The sequence below is a fragment of the Agathobaculum ammoniilyticum genome, from assembly GCF_025567315.1.
GTDB lineage: Bacteria > Bacillota > Clostridia > Oscillospirales > Butyricicoccaceae > Agathobaculum > Agathobaculum ammoniilyticum.
In genome coordinates this window covers 682-19,058 of the sequence record NZ_JAOQJE010000022.1, presented here as the reverse complement: position 1 = coordinate 19,058, position 18,377 = coordinate 682, and the positions used below count along the sequence as shown (strand labels likewise).

Annotated in this window: 10 protein-coding genes; 6 read left to right on the top strand and 4 right to left on the bottom strand. The window is 51.4% G+C overall.

Going from position 1 to position 18,377, the window contains the following annotated elements; genetic code table 11:
* From OCV66_RS14745 to OCV66_RS14725, 5 genes are all read left to right on the top strand, one after another.
* On the top strand, positions 1-233 hold a 233-nt coding region (locus OCV66_RS14745), incomplete at its 5' end, for a hypothetical protein (RefSeq protein WP_262564832.1).
* Positions 233-2,020 (top strand): hypothetical protein, encoded by a 1,788-nt coding sequence (locus OCV66_RS14740; RefSeq protein ID WP_147574595.1) that lies wholly within the window; start codon positions 233-235, stop codon positions 2,018-2,020. The genes OCV66_RS14745 and OCV66_RS14740, both read left to right, overlap by 1 nt.
* A gap of 4 nt (positions 2,021-2,024) precedes the next feature.
* On the top strand, positions 2,025-3,050 hold the full coding sequence (locus OCV66_RS14735) for a DUF3854 domain-containing protein (RefSeq protein ID WP_147574594.1): 1,026 nt from the start codon (positions 2,025-2,027) through the stop codon (positions 3,048-3,050).
* A 15-nt stretch (positions 3,051-3,065) separates the two neighbouring features.
* On the top strand, positions 3,066-4,034 hold the full coding sequence (locus tag OCV66_RS14730; RefSeq protein ID WP_147574593.1) for a DUF6744 family protein: 969 nt from the start codon (positions 3,066-3,068) through the stop codon (positions 4,032-4,034).
* Positions 4,035-4,358: 324 nt separating this feature from the next.
* Positions 4,359-4,736, top strand: coding sequence for an S-layer homology domain-containing protein (locus OCV66_RS14725; RefSeq protein ID WP_147574592.1), 378 nt, complete (start codon positions 4,359-4,361; stop codon positions 4,734-4,736).
* 469 nt (positions 4,737-5,205) lie between these two features.
* Here the strand turns inward: OCV66_RS14725 and OCV66_RS14720 are convergent, their stop codons facing one another.
* The 3 genes from OCV66_RS14720 to OCV66_RS14710 form a co-directional block, all read right to left on the bottom strand.
* Positions 5,206-13,848: an S-layer homology domain-containing protein gene (locus OCV66_RS14720; protein WP_147574591.1), complete on the bottom strand. Its 8,643-nt coding sequence runs from the start codon at positions 13,846-13,848 to the stop codon at positions 5,206-5,208.
* A 456-nt stretch (positions 13,849-14,304) separates the two neighbouring features.
* A complete protein-coding gene (locus OCV66_RS14715; protein ID WP_262564828.1) occupies positions 14,305-15,564 on the bottom strand; it encodes a GHKL domain-containing protein in 1,260 nt (419 codons plus the stop codon).
* Positions 15,564-16,298 (bottom strand): LytR/AlgR family response regulator transcription factor, encoded by a 735-nt coding sequence (locus tag OCV66_RS14710; RefSeq protein WP_147574589.1) that lies wholly within the window; start codon positions 16,296-16,298, stop codon positions 15,564-15,566. Before OCV66_RS14710 ends, OCV66_RS14715 begins: the two co-directional genes overlap by 1 nt.
* 197 nt (positions 16,299-16,495) lie before the next feature.
* Between OCV66_RS14710 and OCV66_RS14705 the strand changes: the two genes are divergently transcribed.
* Positions 16,496-16,900 carry a DUF6744 family protein gene (locus OCV66_RS14705; RefSeq protein WP_147574588.1) on the top strand — a complete coding sequence of 135 codons (405 nt, stop codon included), beginning with the start codon at positions 16,496-16,498 and terminating at the stop codon, positions 16,898-16,900.
* A 455-nt stretch (positions 16,901-17,355) separates the two neighbouring features.
* Here the strand turns inward: OCV66_RS14705 and OCV66_RS14700 are convergent, their stop codons facing one another.
* On the bottom strand, positions 17,356-18,279 hold the full coding sequence (locus OCV66_RS14700; protein WP_147574587.1) for a bacteriohemerythrin: 924 nt from the start codon (positions 18,277-18,279) through the stop codon (positions 17,356-17,358).
* Between the last annotated feature and the right edge of the window lie 98 nt (positions 18,280-18,377).

The window sequence follows — 18,377 nt, the reverse complement described above, 5'->3', positions numbered from 1 at the left end:
CGGGACGTACTATGAGTTGCAGGACTATCAGCCTGCCGCGTGAGGGAACGGAGGAAAAGATGAAGCAGGATACCTATTATGCATATCTGGACGGGCTGCGGGACAGCGGGCTTATTAATATGTTCGGCGCAGCAAAGTATCTGGAACGCGAGTTCCCAGAGCTTGGACACAGGGAGGCTGTTTCCGTCCTGCATGGCTGGATGGAAAGCCATACGCAAGGGGGCGTGTGCTGATGGCGCAGATCACATCTTTGCAGATCGTGCAGCTGACTGTTACCGGTTTTAGCTGCTTTGCAGACGAACATACCTGGACGTTCGGCCACAGGACGGCCGTCACGGGCCACAACTACCAGGGAAAGTCCACGGTCGCGGACGCGATCGCCTATGCGCTCACCGGCGCGCCGTACTTCGGCGGACGCGATCTGGACCGGCTGCAGAACGGGGCGTCTGCGAACATGCGCGTGGAGATCGCCGTGCGCACGGAGGGCGGCCAGACGCATGTGATCCGCCGCGGGCGGCACGAGGGGAAGACCTTCGTATCACTGGACGGCGTGCTGATGACACAGGAACGCTTCGCGGAGCGGTTCGGCAGCCGCGACCTCATCCTCTCCCTGCTCAATCCCCTGTACTTTGCAGAGGTACTCGGCGGGGACGGGCGGAAGCTGATCGAGCAGTACCTGCCCGCTGTGCCGCACGAAGCGGTGATGGAAAAGCTGAGCGAACATATGCGCGGCGTCCTCGGGGACGACCGTCTGGAAATGCCGGAGGTCTACCTGAAAGAGAAGCGCAGCGAGCTGAAGGAGCTGGAAAAGGACCGGCTGGTACTGGACGGCCAGATGCAGCAGACGGACAGCCAGCGTGCAAGGCTGCAAAAGGAGCTGGACGAAAAGAAAGCCCTGCTTGCCCACACCGCTGCAGCGCTCGCGCCGCTCGTGCGCAAGCAGGAAGCGCAGGATTTTACTGCACTGGATGCAGAGATCGCCCGGCTCAGCGCGCAGTACGATGCGGTGCAGGACGGGCAGGCGGATGGCCGCCGCGCGGCCCTGCAGGCAGAGCTGGACGCCGCGCAGCAGCGGCAGTACGAATCTGCCGGCGCGGCACAGCTGCAGCAGATGCAAAACCAGCTTCATCTTCTGTACGGCAAGTACAATGACGAGACAGGCCGTTTACAGTATTTGCAGCAGCAAGGTGTCTGTCCGACCTGCCTGCGCCGCTTGGACGGCGCTGCATTCCCTGAAGTACAGACAGCCTTTGCCCAGCGTTTGCAGAAGATCCAGACGGACGGCACTGCCCTGCGGCAACAGAGTGAAGCGCTCGCCGCACAGGAAACGCAAAGCCGTCTACAGTTTGAAGCGCAGAAAGCCGCCGAAATCTCCCGTCTTGCCGCAGCGCTCCAGGCCCTGCCCACAGGCGCCGCCGCGCAGCAGCGGGAACTGATCAAGGCGAAGATCAAGGAACTGTCCGCCCAGCGCGTGCTTGGCGGTCTTTCTGCCGACGAAGCGCAGCAGTACCAAACCCTGTTCCATGAGCAGAGCAGGCTGGAAAGCGGGATCGGCCAGATAGAAAAGCTGATGGCCAGCCTGCCCATGGGGCAGAAGGAAGCCCTGGACAGGATGGACGAAACTATCCGCGCGCTGAACGACAAGATCACGGCGGCAAAAGCCTACCAGTCCGAACGGGCGGCGCGGCTCTTTGCCCCTGTGAAAATGCGCAGGGCCGGCCTCAAGCTGTATGAGTCGATGAAGGAAAGCGGCGAGCTGCGGGACGTGTTCAAGCTGACCTGGGATGGCCGCGACTATGTCCGGCTCTCCCTTTCCGAACGCGTCCGCTGCGGGCTGGAGGTGGTAGAGCTGTTATCCAGGTTATCCGGCAAAAGCTATCCGCTGTTCGTGGACAACACGGAGAGCCTGTGCGACCTCGGCGCCGCGCAGCACGGCGGGCAGATGATACTGACCCGCGTCGTACCGCGGCAGACGCTCCAGGTGAAAGCGCTGGACGAGCCGCAGCGGAAGGCTGGGTGACGTGATGGGCTATAAGACCTTCCCCATCCTGCCCACGGCAAGGAAGAGCGGCCTGCCGGTGGAGGACAGCGGGCAGCGGCAGGTGCATATCAACTGCCCGTTCTGCGGGGACCGCAGACGGCGGCTATACCTGTACACGGGCACGGACCAGTACCACTGCTTCCACTGCGGGGCGCACGGCAATGCTGTTTCCCTGTACGCAAGGCGCACCGGGCTTTCCTACAGGGACGCCTACCACGAGCTGCTGGGGGACAGCGTGATCCACTTCCCCCGTCCGGCCGTGCAGTGTCCGCCCGAACGCGGGCCGGCGCCGCTTGACCGGCGGGACACGGTGTACCGCGCCATGCTGGGGCTGTTGCCCCTGTCTGCGGCGCACCGGGACAGCCTGCTCGCCCGCGGCCTGACCGACGCCGCCATCCGGCAGAACGGCTACCGCACACTGGGGAGCGGGAAGGAACTGCGCGACCAGATCGCCGCGCAGCTTTCCGCCCGCTTTGACCTGAACGGTATCCCCGGCTTTTTCTACAAACTGGGCGCGTGGCGGACGTGCGCATACAGCGGCCTGCTGGTCCCGGTGCGCGCGGCGGACGGCCGTGTGCAGGGTATCCAGATCCGGCGCGACGATGCGGAACGCATGAAGTACGCATGGATGTCCAGCGCGGACAGGCCGTATGGGACAGGCGCGCGGAGCTGGGTGCATGTCGCCGGTGACCGCAGCCGGAAGGAAGCGGTGATCACAGAAGGCCCGATAAAGGGCGATGTGTCCAGTTTCCTGACGGAAGGGACGCTTTTCGTCTGCATCCCCGGCGTGAATGCAGTCTCGTTCCTGGCGGATGCGCTGAAGGAGCTCCGCGTCTCACAGGCATGGGAGGCGTTCGACATGGATAAACGCTGCAACCCTCAGGTACAGGCGGCTGTCTCCCGCCTGCGGCTGGAGATGAAAAAAGCCGGCGTCCCCTGCCGCACGATGGCATGGGACCCTGCGTATAAGGGCATAGACGATTTTCTGGCGATGAAACGAAGCGCATGAAGGAGGATTTGCATTATGACAAACAATACGAACGGCTTTATGGTAGTGCAGAACAGCACGGACGAAAGCCGGCTGCTGGGCAAATTCCTGTATTATTCGCTGGCCGATGTGCTGGTGGAGCAAAGCGATTTCGAGCGGATCTGCGCGGCGCTGGGCTTCCCGTATGCCGGGCGGCGCATCTCGGAGGTGGACGCCTTCCGGAATGCGACCGGCCGTGTGACGCGGCGGACCATGTCCGGCTCCGGCGGCGCACAGGAGATCTTCCGTATCTACTGCCGCGACAACCAGCGGGACGGGAACCTTTATTCGCGCGAGCTGGTGCGGGAGAGCGTTGGCCTGCGCACGAACCGGTATGAGAAGCTGGCCAACGTCTGCTATGACAGCGGCGCCGGCATGATGTACCACGATACCGTGCAGAGCGACCCGCTGTTGGATGTGGACCAGCTCTGCACGGACATGGAGCAGAAATTCGGCGTGTTCCGGAACTGCCTGGGCCGCAGCCAGATAGACACGGTGCTGCTGCACTATCTGAAGGCACTGGACGCGCTGCCGGTCTCGGTCTATGGCAGGCTGTATTTCATCCCGCGGGACAAAATGCACCAGGTTGGCCTGTTCGAGGACCTGATAGAGCAGCTGAACCATGCCAACCGGAACGACAAAGCGCTGGTAGTGAACAGCTTTTTTGTGGCTGACGATGCAAAGCAGCGTGAAAAGATGGCCGGCGAGTTTTATGCACTCGCACGCAGGGAGGCGCAGGAGTACCAGGAGAAGGCAGCTTACCTGATAGACAGCGGCTGCCAGAGCGCGGCCATCATGGAGCGCTGGATCCGCCGCATAGAGGAGCTGAAAGAGAAAAAGCAGCGCTACGAGGCGCTGTTCCGGAAGGAGCTGACGGAGACAGACAAGGAATTTAATTCCCTGCAGCTGTACCAGCAGGAATTGCAGATACGGTCCCAGGGGATACGGGCTTTGAAAGCAGCCTGAAATCACACTCTATTTATAGCGTATACCGAAAGGAAAGGCGTGCATAAGCACGCCTTTCCTGAATAATAAGTTCCATTTATATTTTTTAGTACCTTAGCTAAACCGGCTTCATAGGGGTTTCCTGTAATCAGGCAAGCATACCTGATTATTTTCAATTCAAGCAATTAAACAGCTTTTAATACGCGTGGATCTGCATTACCAAGTATGGATGTTATACCATACTCTCATATAATGATAACGCTTGTATTTCACGCCTAACTTGAAACAACCAAGTAGAAGTGATAAAATAAGCAAAAGTGCTATAAGGAAGCGGAGGGATACACTATGAAAAAATTAATTTCCGTTAGTTTAGCTTTTTTACTAACTTTTACATATTCACTTGCCGCACCATCTTCATGGGCAGAAAACGATTGCGATGAAGCCGTTAAACTCAGATTAGTTCCTGATCATTTGCAGAGTTCATATCAACAGCCTATCACACGCGAAGAATTTTGTGAAATGGCAATCTCTCTGTTAAACGTATGTGGATTAAATCTTTCATCTATAGATACATCGCATTGCCATTATGCTGATACCAACTCTAAATATGTTCTACAGGCAACAGCTTTGGGAATAGTAAACGGTGTCGGCGGTACCGGAACAACTTCTTTATTCGCCCCAAAGAAATTGATCACACGTCAAGAAGCTGCTACCATGCTATAATGAAAAGCGTCAATATCGGCGCGGTGAGCGCGGATATGCTGTCCGATGTGGGCGGTATGGCGTTTAATAACAGCCAGAGCCGCAAAAAGCAGGCGTCCTCTTTCCTCCATCAAGCCCTATTACCTCTGCGTATATTATACCTCCAGCCTATACAGAACAAGCATTGACCAGACAAGAACGTGTCTATATTTTTTCAATGAGGGGCTTTGTCAACACTCCTAGAGGCAAGTACCCTGCCAAGTCACCGCGGATTTTGTCGGTGCGGGTTATATTTCCCTGTTTTTTTCAGGTATTTGCTGAACTATGGGAAATCCACTCAGAAAAGGTCGGATAAAAAAGGGGCGCGAATGTCGCAAATGACATTCGCGCCTCTTTTCGCCTGTGGTGCTATTCGGTTCTGGCCGCTTCTCCTGTTGGGGGAGTTTCCATAAGCGGCCTCGGTACAGGGGACAAGCCCCCGGAGGTCAAATTAACTCCAGCTTTCCTCAGCCGTGTTGGAGTCTCTGGTGTAATCGTGTTCCGTGGAAGCCTCCACCACGTCGTAGAACGCCCAGTGGCTTGCAGGCACATCAGGGAAACGAGTACCCGCGCCGTTGTCCACCGCGCTGCGGTCTGCAATGCGGGCCAACATGCGGTTGATGATAGCCGCCGTCTCCGCACGGCCAATAGGCTGCTCAGGACGGAAGGTGCCGTCCTCGTAGCCGTTAATCCAGCCGTAGCTTACCGCCGTCTGCACCGCCCCGCGATACCATGCGTCCGCTGGAACATCAGGGAACGTAAGCGCCTTGTCGGTGCTGGCCCTGGCGAAGCGGGCCGCAATAGCCGCAAACTCAGAGCGGGTGATGGGCTGCTCCGGCCGGAACGTACCGTCCTCGTAGCCGGTGATGATGCCCTTTGCCGCCAGTGTCACAACCGCCTCGTGATACCACGCATCCGCGGCCACGTCGGGGAACGACGGGCTTTGGCTGTGGCTCTGGTCCAGCAGCAGGCGGTAGAACGCCTGCGCCACCTCGGCGCGGGTGATGTTGTTTGCAGGGCCGAAGTCCCCGGTTTCATAGCCTACCATGTAGGCCATATGCTCTCTGGTGTTCAGCATGGAGGAAACGCCGGTGCTGTCAGGGTCGGCCACACTGGGAATCTCCGGCTTTTGCTCAAACTGCACCTTGACCGTGACCGCCGAGCTGGGCATTTTGAAGATGTATTTTCCATTGCCCTTGTCCGTCAGCTTGACTTCCTTTCCGGTCTTGTCGGCTGTTGCGGTAATGCTCTCCACCACGCCCTCCGTGGTGATCGTGACCGTCTCACCGGACGCGGCCTTGTCTTTGTTGGAGTCCGCTGTGCCGCTGCCGTCGGTTTCCACATAAATAGGATATCTGCTGCTGGTCGTACCACTGCTATTACCACCGCCATTACTGGAATGGCCAGGCTTCCAAGTTATCATATAGGTAGAATAGCAGCGAGCATAAATAATGAGTGTTCTCCCGTCATCCGCCAGTTCGATACGCTCCCCATCACTGTTCGCCTTTTCGGTCAGTGTTTGCAATTCACTTTCATGGATGCGATAAACAGTATAACTGTCCTTATCTTGCAATTCCGGTGTTAACGGGATCCGCGTCTCCAGCAAAACTCCTGTGTCCTTTACATTTTCGATGCTTTGCTCTGGAATCTCCGTTCCATCCTGTGCCCGGACGTTTTTTTCAATGGATAAGTCCAGAATCAGCCCGATATTGGTGTCCTGGTCATGCCTTTTTACCTGCTTATACGCTTCATACGCCTCACTTTCCGAAACGTTTTTTGCAGTCATGCACACTTCTACAACACCACCAGCCTGCACAGTCCTGCTGTCAGCCACAGTGTATAACTCTTCGGACGCTTCTTTTGCCGTAAAGACGGTTTCCAGATTACCAACTGTTAACCTCGGCGCATCCTCCGCCACCCTCACTATAGAGTTTGTTTTCCCTTGCGGCATCTCAATCGTAATACTGTTCTCACCTTTTCGGATCTCCGCCTGGATAGTCATGATAATCCCATTATAGCTTCCTACCAGATTATAGATACCGGCTGAAACGCCATCAAAAGAGAACCTCCCTTTGTCGTCTGTCACAGTTTCAGCGATCACCTCAGCCCCCAGTTTCAATGTTACGGTTACATGCGCTATTGGATTCTCAGTCTCATCGGTGACAACTTCGCCGCCTATCTGGAATACCGGCTCCCATTGCGCCTCAAAGACAACGTCTTCCGCCGGCATCATAAACAAGCTGCCTGGGTAATACCATACACCGTCCCACACCCAGCCAGTCAGTTCAAAGCCTGCACGCTCTGCATCTGGCAGCAGTACCACAGAGCTGGCCGCCAGCCCCTCCCCCTTGGGAACACCCTCCGTTCCTTCTCCCGTATAGGAAACCGAATAGGTGCGGGCTTCCTGTTCTGTGATAGTCAGTGTACCAATTTTTCGGGCTGCGCCATCGGCGGCATCTGTGTGACGATAGTTTTTGTCTGTCAATTTCACCTGGATCGTATATGTGCCAACTGCAGACGGCTCTGCAACCAGATTCCCATTTTCATCCCAATAGGTGATTGCATACTTATCAAACCCTCCTATACTGGGGGATATTTTGGCATATACCGGCTTCCCTGTGTACTGTACAACGTTATCCGTTACCTCAAAAGCCACCGGTGCCTGACGGATTGTCAATACCGCATCTGGGTTTGTCAGCACATAGTTTTCAGCATTTTCCCCTGTTAATTCCGCCTGCAAAGGGTATATTCCCGCATCTGCCTGCAAGGGAATCGGTTTAAGCCCGCAATCCTCTCCTGGCAGGACGCCGCTAAGCCCTATTACGTTTTCAGGTTCCTGTCCGCTGTAGATTTGTTCCAACCCTCGCCAGATAACCTGCACTGGTTTCCGGTTTATCCAAAAGGAGCCGATGTTCTTCTTATCCAGTCCACCTTCAAATGCAAAGTTTTTGCTTGTAAGCGTTACCATAACATCGTAACGTCCCGCTTCCGTCGGACTGTATACCACTTTCCCAGCCTGTTCATAGCTTACTGTGAAATCCTCTCCCACAGACGGAGTTTGTCCAACAGTCTGTGTTACCACTGGCTTTTGAGGCTTTCCATTATATGTTGTCTCGTCTGCCTGAATAGCAAAGGACACAGTTGCCGGCCGGACAACCGCTTCAATGCTGTCCGAAGACTTCGCGCTTTCGCCGGCTGCAGTTGCCACAGTCACGGTAACCGTATATGTGCCGGAATCGCTTACATTTGTCAGTTCCAGGCTACTGCCTTCATTCTCCAGCGGGATATCGTCTTTTTCCCATTCGTAGTGATAGGTCACTCCCTTTTCCAGATGGCTTGCTTCTGCAATCAGTGTGATGGCAGGTTGTCCGGTATATGCTGTCTCTGCAGCCGGCGTAGCCTTCAGCTTCACCTCCGGCCCTGTTAACTCCCATTTCGCGGTCAATTCAATATTTTCGGTCACGCCTTTACCAAATTCATACTCTGTACCGTCCTTCTGCCATCCTGCGAATTTGTATCCAGCACGCGAAGGATCCGCCGGTTTCACCGCCTGTCCACCATTTACTACCAGCTGCGCGGAAGGCACGCTGCTCTCACTGCATGTAAAGGTTATTTTGTGGACTGTCACTTTCTTCTCTTCAGTTTTCCCTGCGCCGCTCACTGCTTTGAATATGTACTCGCCCGCCTCTACAATCTTGTAGCTTCCTTCTACAGGCTCGCTGCTTTCCGTTCCATGAGTAGCGCTGATGGATACGCCCGAAGGGCCGTTGTTGGTTACCGTTATCTTCAGGGAAAGCTCTTCGCTTCCCTTTTCTCCTCCGGTAATCGAAAGAACAGGCGTAGTCATATCTACCATAACCGGCTTTTCGCTCCAACCGGAGGAAATATTGCCAGCCCGATCTTCAGCCCGGTAGTAAATATACCACTTTCCATTCTGGGCAATAGTGATTTTACCGTTCTCAACCGTAAATAAATCACTGGGCGGTGTCCCCTTAGTTTCTGCTATCGCATACTTGAGTTCCTGTATGCTGCTTTCGTTATCTTCCGCTGTAATGGCAATTTCCTGCTCCTCACCTTGCCAGTCATCTGGAATGTCGCCAATCGTTATCTTGGGCGCTGTAACATCAATTTTATCGACCAGTACCCTGTATTCCTCTGTATTACCGACGTTATCGGTGGTCTTGACCATATATGTTCCATTTGTCTGCGCGACAAACTGATAACCGCCGCTCTCATCAGCCCCGATTTTACTATACTCTCCATCTTCGGTTTTCCATTCCACGGATGCAATACCGCTGCCGCTGTATCCTGTCACTTTTCCAGTCGCATCCACTTGCTGCGACTGGTCATCCGTAACGGATATCTCTACCGTTTTGGTTTTTGCCCATCCTTCGGGTACGGAAATATCCACCCATGGCGCTTCATTATCAATTCTGTTGACCACCACGCTTTTTTCTATCATTTCACCGTTTCCGGCCTTGACGCCAACCGTATACCGGCCGTTCTTTGCCGCCCGTATTTCTCCGACTGGTTCATCCCTCACAACGGGCTGGTCCGACGGATACACTTCAAAACCACTTTCCGGCGCTGATACATTCCACTGAAGGTTCACCGGCCCCTTTGTCCAGCCCGCACCACTATCTTGAAAGGAGAATTCAGGAATTTCGGTTGTCCCGGGAGCCGGCTCCTTTACAACCGTATATGGCGTCTCGCCGGCCGTTTCAATCACCGCATTACCCGCCTTGTCGGTTGTACGGATAAAGAGATACAGCTTTGTCTCCTTTTCCTGTGCCGCGGTATAAGTAAAGCTGTAGCTACCGTCTTTCAGTACAGCTTGTGTCCAACCACCCTCTGGCGCTTCGTTTTGTTCAACAAATATATACTCTACCTTTTCCACGCCAGACAGGTTGTCCGAAGCCGTTCCGCCAACCGTAATAGCATGATAGATGATTGGCTCATGGACTTCCTCCTGCTCCTCCCCATCTTTCACAGGCGTATAGACATCCTCTGCTTCCGGCGCGCGGATCGTCATTTCCGGTTTCATCTTATCGATGCCTGTCACTTCTGCCTGCTTTGTTAGAACACCGTCATCCGTTTTCAGAGTAAAAGTATATATCCCGTTTTCTTCGGCTTCAAGCTGGCCGGAGCCATTGTCTCCCGTCACCGTCCCTGTACTCCCGTTCGGTCCGGTATAGGAAACAACCTGATCCGCCGGCTTCCAGTCTACTAAAATCTTCCTGCTCTGTTTTGTCCATTCCGGTGTGTCCTCTGCCTTTACCTGCAACTCCGGCGCGATATAAACAGGAGGTATCCCTCCCCCCGTACCTGAATGCAATGTGAAAGCCTCACAGGCATACGATGTAGAACCGTTTATTTTGTTGGTTGCCAGCACATGCAGATAATATGTTTTGCTTTCTGCCGGCTGCTCCTGTACGTCAGCGGACAGTGTTGCCGCTGCTTCGCCGGAAGCGCCTGTCAGCCACGCTACGGGCATCTGCGTTTCCGTACTCCACCGGTACTGGAGGCTGGTGGCATTGGTAGAGGATATTACCGCAGAGAGCTTGCTGTTATCCTCCGCAATGGTCTTTTCGCTGACTGTAATAACCGGAACCGCTGTATCCACATTGCCGCCGGCGTTTCCCGTCCCTGAGGATGTACTCGTTCCCTCATCATCACACATATCCCTGATGTATTCAGCGCCCTCAATGCTGTTTATTGTTAATGCTCCATCTGCTGTGTCTGAAATCTTTCCCGTGAAGTAAAGTACATTTGTATCTGCACCGCCGGCATAAGAAAAATCGCCCCAACTGGTTTTAATTTTTAATGCAGCCTCGCTGATTGCACTGTTCTTCTGGTCCACGATCTCGTCAAAAATCAGGGAAACCGTAATCTGATCCCCGATCCGGTAGCCGTCCCCTACTGGAGCTACGCCCAAGAGCTGCGGCTCCGATGTATCGCCAATACGGAAATAATGTATCTCGTTTTGTGTCTCCCAGTTGTCGCTGTCTTTGCCGCTGGCCGCGTAGCTAATTGTCACCTTGTCCTCGTCCAGCGGCAGAGGAATGTAGCTTTTCCCGTCGTCAATCCCCTTTGCCCATCGCTCGCTCCACTCGGCGTTGTCCGGATTGCTGCCGCTGCTGTCCGGCATATAATATTGGGCGGGCGTCGTATTCTTCTTGTTACCGCCATGCTCAAAGGTACAGGCATAGCGCGCGCCGCCGGTATTTTCAGGGGGTGGGGAACCGTCCCAGTTCCCTTCGTAAGGCCAGAAACTGATATCCTGCCGATCGTTTCCCGGCGTGACCTGCATATGCTGATATCCGTCATCGATCTCTTTCGCCTTAAACTGCATCTTATATTGGAGTTCCGCGCCTGTCAACGACCGCCAATAACCAGGGGTTGTCAACACACTTGTTATATCAAGCGTTTCTCTGTCCGTGCCTTCTTTCCCTTCCGCCCAGCCCAGACCTCCGTCGTCAGTATTATCGCCATGCTCGTGACTGCTACCTGCTATCGTTTTTTCAAAGTCATTAAAGATCCTGCGGTCAACCCTGTGTTCCTGGTCCACTGTCATCGTGCGCTGCGCGCGGCTCCTGCCGCTGTCGATGGTGGCGCCGCCATCGACTCGGTAGATCTCCAGCCAGTATATTCTGTCTGCATTGGAATACTGGGTGGCCTGTTTATCCTCGAAAGCAGCCGAAGCTCCCTGTTCTGTGACCGTAACGGTCTCTTTTTCTTCGCCCTCATCAAAGTCCAGCTTTCCGGATACGCCGGTAAAATGCGTGCCGCTGACTGCCGAGCCGCTCACCGTCCGGTAATAGACAGTCTGCGCACCCTCATTGCCTCCCGTACGGCTAATGGTAAAGGTGTTGCTTCCATTATTCTCAATGGAAAAGACACCGTATTGTGGCGCTCCTATGCCAAAAGTTTTTGTGTCGCTGTAGTAGATTCCTCCATCGCTTGTTTTGACATAAGCTCTGGCATAGTAATTTATACCCTCGGCGATTTTATCAGCCGTGGCAGACAGCGTTCCCCCTTTCTGCGTCACCGGAACACTTGTTTTTGCGCTGCCATTGTTGACATTGAGCGTAGGGTTCTGCATGCTGCCCCATACAAAGCCTGATTCCGTGATCGTCAGCCCGCCAGTATATTTCAGGGCAGCTTTCAGTGCATACGTCTGGTCATCTGGTCCCTCGGGATTTTCCATCGTCAATTCCAAGGGCTTGGGCAGGACGGTGACCGTAATTGTTTCCGTTGCCTTGTTACCCACCATATCGCTGGCAGTGACTGTAACCTGCTTTTGACCGCTGGATGCAGCCAACCCCTTTATCCCCTCCCAGACAGTCCTGTCTTCATCCACCTTAGTATTATCTGTAATGGATACTGCAGCTTTGAGGTAGGCTTCCACCTCTTCATCCGTCGTATCCTCATAAACGGACGGCACATCGCCAGCTTTGATCTCAGGCGGCTCTTTATCTATATTGTCCACTTTAACGATATAGCTGTCTGTCAGCTTCTGCCCATTCCATGTATAGTTTACAGTAAAGGCATATTCGCCGTTTTGGGATGCTGAGTAATTTGCGCCGTTGCCGTCAGGCCCGATAATTGTGATCCCCTCGCAGCCCATAGGGTCATCCACGGATACGTTAACCGTTACATTTTGTTTCGTAAGTGAGGAAGGAGAAAGCGTATGCGTCAGAATCGGAGCGAAGTTCGGTACTCCGTCTTTCAGACGGAATGTAACTGTGTCCATTGCTTTGATGTTTTCATCATCATCTTTCAGCAGGCCCACCACCTTATATTCGCCGTCTTCTGAATTCTTGGGGATTGTCAATTGAACAGTTTCTGTTTCAGATGCCTGTCCAAACGCCGCATCCAGCGCATCCCCCGCTTCATTCAGCAGCGTATATTCTGTATGATACACCGTATTTCCGCTTTGCTCGATTGTGACAGTGGCGGGAACGGTCACCTGGGCGGTGCCAGTCGGCGTTCCAAGCGTAAGGTCAAAGCCGGAAATGCTGCTGTCCTTGCTGCCGCCATCCAGAATCACCTGTATCCAGTCTACCTCCACGCACCACCCCTTCGCAACGGTTATGGAAATTGTATTCGTGCCGGCGCGAAGCTTTTCCAGCGGGATTTCCAGCACAGTTGTATTCCATGTCCCGTTCGTGCCAGACAGGTATCCAATGTTCTCATTGTTGTACGTTGTTTTGCCATAGAATAAGCTAGAAAACTGGTCACATTCCTGATCCATAGGCAGAAAAATATCATCGTTTAAATAGACAAAATCATTTTCCCCATCTTCTTCGTCCACATCGTATGCCTTGATAGCTACAAAGGCGCTTTGCGTCGGCAATTCACCCTCCTGCAGTTCAAAGGAAAGTTCAATAGGCAGCTTTTTGTTTCTAAAATCCAGGTATTTGTCCATATCCCCATCCGGCTCTCCCGTATGGGCGTTATTCTGATTGTCCTCCCCAATAATAATTGTCTGCGGGTGCTGTTCTTCCCACACTGCGTTCGGCTGTATCGGGGGCGTGATTCCATATTCGCTGACCAGATCACTCAGAGTAAGAGCGTCCGGGGTTTCCTCTCTGCCCTCCTCCATTTCAGACAAAGCCTCTGGCTGGTAATGGTATGGGCAGCCCAAGTCCGCACAGTCTCCTACGGTATCCCTGATATGCTCCAGATCCTCAAGCTTGACGAGCAGTTCTTCCGGAACCTGATCAATGTCGCCTTCGTTCAGCTCCTCCAGAACGGTGCGGGCGGCCGCTATATCCTCTGCTGGGGCATTCCGCCAATCCCCGTCCAGCGTTTCCGGAACCGGCAGGGCTTCCAGCATGTCCAGAATTTGTTCCACATCTGCCTGCGGAGCCTCTTCTTCCTGCTTTTCTTCTTTGGGTGCAGTATAAAACGGGCAGTCTGGGGCATGGATAAAAGCGCCCTCCTCCTGTTGGATGGCGCAGGTACATTCTGCCTGTTCACTGCCCGAAGCCTGCGTCAAATTTCCCTGTTCATCTGCTGCTAAGGCGGTGGGCGCAAGCATTGAGAGTACCATGCACAGGGTTAACATCATGCTGATCAGTCTTCTTTTCATGTACTTCCTCCGATATGTGCTGTAATGGTTTACAAGGATTTTGTGGTAGGAAAGGGGTATCCCTTTCCTACCAGGAGGGGCGCCCCTCCTGAAGATTTAATTAGCATTTTCTAAATCTGCTGCTTACTTTTCCAGTACAAGTCAGACATCCTTTCTTCCCGTATATCACTTGCTTCAGCTGCTCCTAACATTTCTTCCTCTAAAAAACTGCAAAATCGCTTCCTTCATTATGCTCATAATATAAATTATGTACTATAGTGCTATTGATTTTATTATAGCAAAGCGCATAGATGTTTTGAGAATATATGCAAAATTGGATTATAATTATTCTGATTTGGTTCTTTGGCCAATGAAAAAAGCGATACGCACCTTTTCATTAGGTACATATCGCTTTTTATTACCTGACATGATATTGGGACCTCTAATTAAAGCTGCTGTCTTACTATCGCGTTAATCCTATAATATGACACGGAGCGAGAACCGCCCGTTTACAGCTTCATATTGGCAAAAAGCACTATATTTCTCACAAAAATTTGCAATTGTTTTCGTCCCCAGGCCGTGCCCCTCTTCGCAAGCAATCGGGAATCCATTTTCATCAAAACGGATCTCCCCAGCATACGGATTGCTTATTTCAAACATAAGCGACGGACGACATATAATCTTACAGCAGATATATCTCTCCTGCACAGGTAAAACCATATTGGCATGGATAGCGTTTTCAATAGCATTCGCAAAAACAATGGATAATTCAGTCTCATCCACAGGCGTACAATCTGGAAGCGAAATATCTGCCTGCACTTGGATACCCTTCTGTTCGGCCTGCCCAAAATAGAAAGAAAACATTGCGTCTATTACCGGCGGCTGACACCAGTGTTTAAGGGGCGCTTCATGCAAGTGGCATTGTGTACTGCTGATAACGTTTAACGCCTCTTGTTCGCATCCTTTTCGGATTAACTCAGCTATTGTCTGTAGTTGATGGCGAAGATTATGCCGTTCTATGCGTACCTCGTCCTCCGCTGCGGCCATTGCAGCTATACGATCTTTTAAGGCTGATATCTGCAAGGCCTCCATTTGAGCGGAATTCCTGCTCTCGGTTTCCTGATGGGTAACTGAAAAAAAGATCATCAACAGGGTGTATACACCTGCCATCATCAAAGAAAGGCTCACTTTCAAAACCGTGCTGCTTTGTTCGGTTCCCGCATATCCTGGAATCAGATAAAGTGTGATCCCATAGTATGCTCCCAGCACCAAACACATGAGCCCCCAACCGTGGTGTACCTCCCATAGCATCTTGCGGAACATAGGACGCAGGTAGTGCCATACAAAATATATCACGGCAACAGAAAACAGGCTATAGGAAACAATCCACGCCAGGGTGTTAAATCCTGACAAGTAGTAGACTAACGCCGCCCCGTGCTGAATAAAAAAGCAGAACAGGATTGCTGACAGAAGTTGGAACAACAGTCTCCAGCCCCTGTATCTCCCAATCCAGGTAAAGAGGATAAAAGCCGGAAGATGGACGACCAGCGTATAAAACTGTACAGCAATATCCTCACCCCAAACTACTGCAAGGAACGACAACGTGCCTATCATCAAGACGACAGCCATGCTGATAAGCCACGCTGTTTTTCTTACAAAAAAGCGGCTCCCCACAAAAATACTTACAAGAACCATGCCAATGACTGTCGAAACGGACAGCACTCCCAGCACCGGCATTAGCGTTCCCCCTCCGTCAGCCAGTACCCACCCCATGCTGCTTTAAGGGCAGCCGCGCCCCTCCGTGGAACAGTAAAACTGATTCCATTGTCCAACACAACATTTTGTCCCGTAATTGCAGATATCCGCTGAAGGTTACATACAAGGCTGACTCCACAAAGGTAAAACCGCCTATCAGCCAACAGAGGTGTCATCACCTCACGGAAGGTGCTTTGAAAGGTTAAACTGTTCACTGTTTCTTCTGTACAATAATACTGAACACTGTGTCCCTTCCTCTCTGCCAGCAAAATCTGATCCAGCAGAATGCATCTCTGTCCTTCAGACGTCTTAATTACAATTTTTTCTCTTCTCCGCCTGTTTAGTTTTTCGACAGCCTTGTCCAGCACAGAGAACAGCACTTTTCTTTCCACCGGTTTCAGCAAATAGAAAAAAGCATTGGTATAATAGCTATCTACAGCATAATCCTTGGAGGAAGTCAGGTAGATGATTTCTCCACCCGCACCTAACTCTCGCAACTTCAATCCGCTCTGAATACCATTCATCTCCGGCATGATAACATCTAAAAGATATAGGTCGAACCCTCCTCTTTTTTTCACCGCATCCAGCAATGCCCTACCATTTTCAAACAAGAAAAGCTGTCCTGCCAGTTGGGGTCTTTCCCCTAAATAGTCCGTTATCCATTCTTGGATAGTCCGTCTTTCGCTTAAACTATCATCACAAATAGCAACATTCATTGCCGACCTCTCTGTTCTATCCCAAATTGCCGTGGATTTTCAATCCTGATCATAAGAGACTCTTGTATAACTACAAGAAGCACCATTATATATTTATTAGAGTTATATATAGAAAAATAACACAACCTCAAATTTGTGTCAACAGTTCGCCATAAAACGAGATTCCCACGGTAAAGTGCGCTATCCCAACAGACTCCTTGTCTGCTTTTGTAAAATACGAACTGAACGATGGGTTGGTGGTGAACAGTTTTTTTATGGCTGACGATGCAAAGCAGCGTGAAAAGATGGCCGGCGAGTTTTATGCACTCGCACGCAGAGAGGCGCAGGAGTACCAGGAGAAGGCAGCTTACCTGATAGACAGCGGCTGCCAGAGCGCAGCCATCATGGAGCGCTGGGTCCGCCGTATAGAGGATCTGAAGGAGAAAAAAACAGCGCTACGAGGCGCTGTTCCAGAAGGAGCTGACGGAGACAGACGAGGAATTTCATTCCCTGCAACTGTACCAGCAGGAATTGCAGATACGGTCCCAGGGGATACGGGCTTTGAAAGCAGCCTGAAAGCACACTCTATTTATAGCGTATACCGAAAGGAAAGGCGTGCATAAGCACGCCTTTCCTGAATAATAAGTTCCATTTATATTTTTTAGTACCTTAGCTAAACCGGCTTCAAAGGGGTTTCTTGTAATCAGGCAAGCATACCTGATTATTTTCAATTCAAGCAATTAAACAGCTTTTAATACGCGTGGAGCTGCATTACTAAGTATGGATGTTATACCATACTCTCATATAATGATAACGCTTGTATTTCACGCCTAACTCGAAACAACCACATAAAAAGAAAGACCAGCGCTCCCGCTTTGATCCTTCTTTTTACATAGCTTTCAGAGCGCAGCTATCTGCCGCACGCGTCTGTAGTTCTTACTGATACAACTGCCGGAATTGCAAAGGCATTCGTGGATATGGGCTTTGAAAGCGACCTAAAGCACGTATACAGCTTGTTAAAGCCGGTTTCCAATCCCTATGATAAGGAAAATCAGATGCCTCACTTGAAAAGGCGTGTTTAACCCGTATGGTTAAACACGCCTTTTGCAATAACGCATTCTGAGTTCGTAGCAACAAAAAATTTCCCCATGTCTGAGGTGAATAGCAGTGAGGCGGCCGGTCTCATCTTCCGTATTTCGTCTTTCAGTGTTCTGCCTATCAGGAATTGATTTTCCCTAACAATAATTTGACTGTCATCGCCTGTGAGTTGGCGATAAAAAGTGAGCCAGAACTGCGCTCCAAACGTTTCCACTGTAGATAGTACGAGATCCATTTCGTCTAATGCAGTATCTCCATAAATCATTTTTGCTACTTTCATCATAAATGAACGCTCAATACCGGAAATTACGGTCTTTTTACGTCCACCAGTTTCATAAACGATTCGTTGACATACCGCTTTCCCAAAGGAATCCCCATTGTAGTTTGAGCTCACAATTTTTGATCGGACTTCAATGTTCAGCGTTACGGAAAACAGCATATTGATTTCTTCTTCTAATGCCGTCGCATTGACGTCGGCCTTAATTGGCTTGCTGAACTCCCCTTTCCCAACGATAGCCATATCCGCTGTTGTAATATGCTCCAGCAGCCAGCCAATCCCTGAGCCTACAAAATCCCAGATATCTTCTTTGCTACAGGCTCCACTCTCCATAAGCTTGTGGTATCTCGTAAGCTGGCATTCACGGAAGTCATCGTGCTGCATTTTATGCAGGGAATAACCTTCATAACCAATCTTTTTCATATAGGCCTCTTCATGTGCAGCATGCTCCAGGAAGTATCCATTTAAGTACTTTAACCCTTCACGCAAGATGAACATTCGAATCCCTTCTTCATCGCCGCGTACCCGCAATCTATTTAATATCTGCTCTGCTATTTGGAATAATTTCTTATGTTCATTATCAAATTCAGCTATTCCCATTAAATAATTATCGCTCCATGCTATCACACTTTTCCACCCCTGATTTCAATTAATAAAAGCTATTATATATATTTCTTATATCCATACTATTAAAATCACATTAAATATGTCCAGTTTTTTACGGG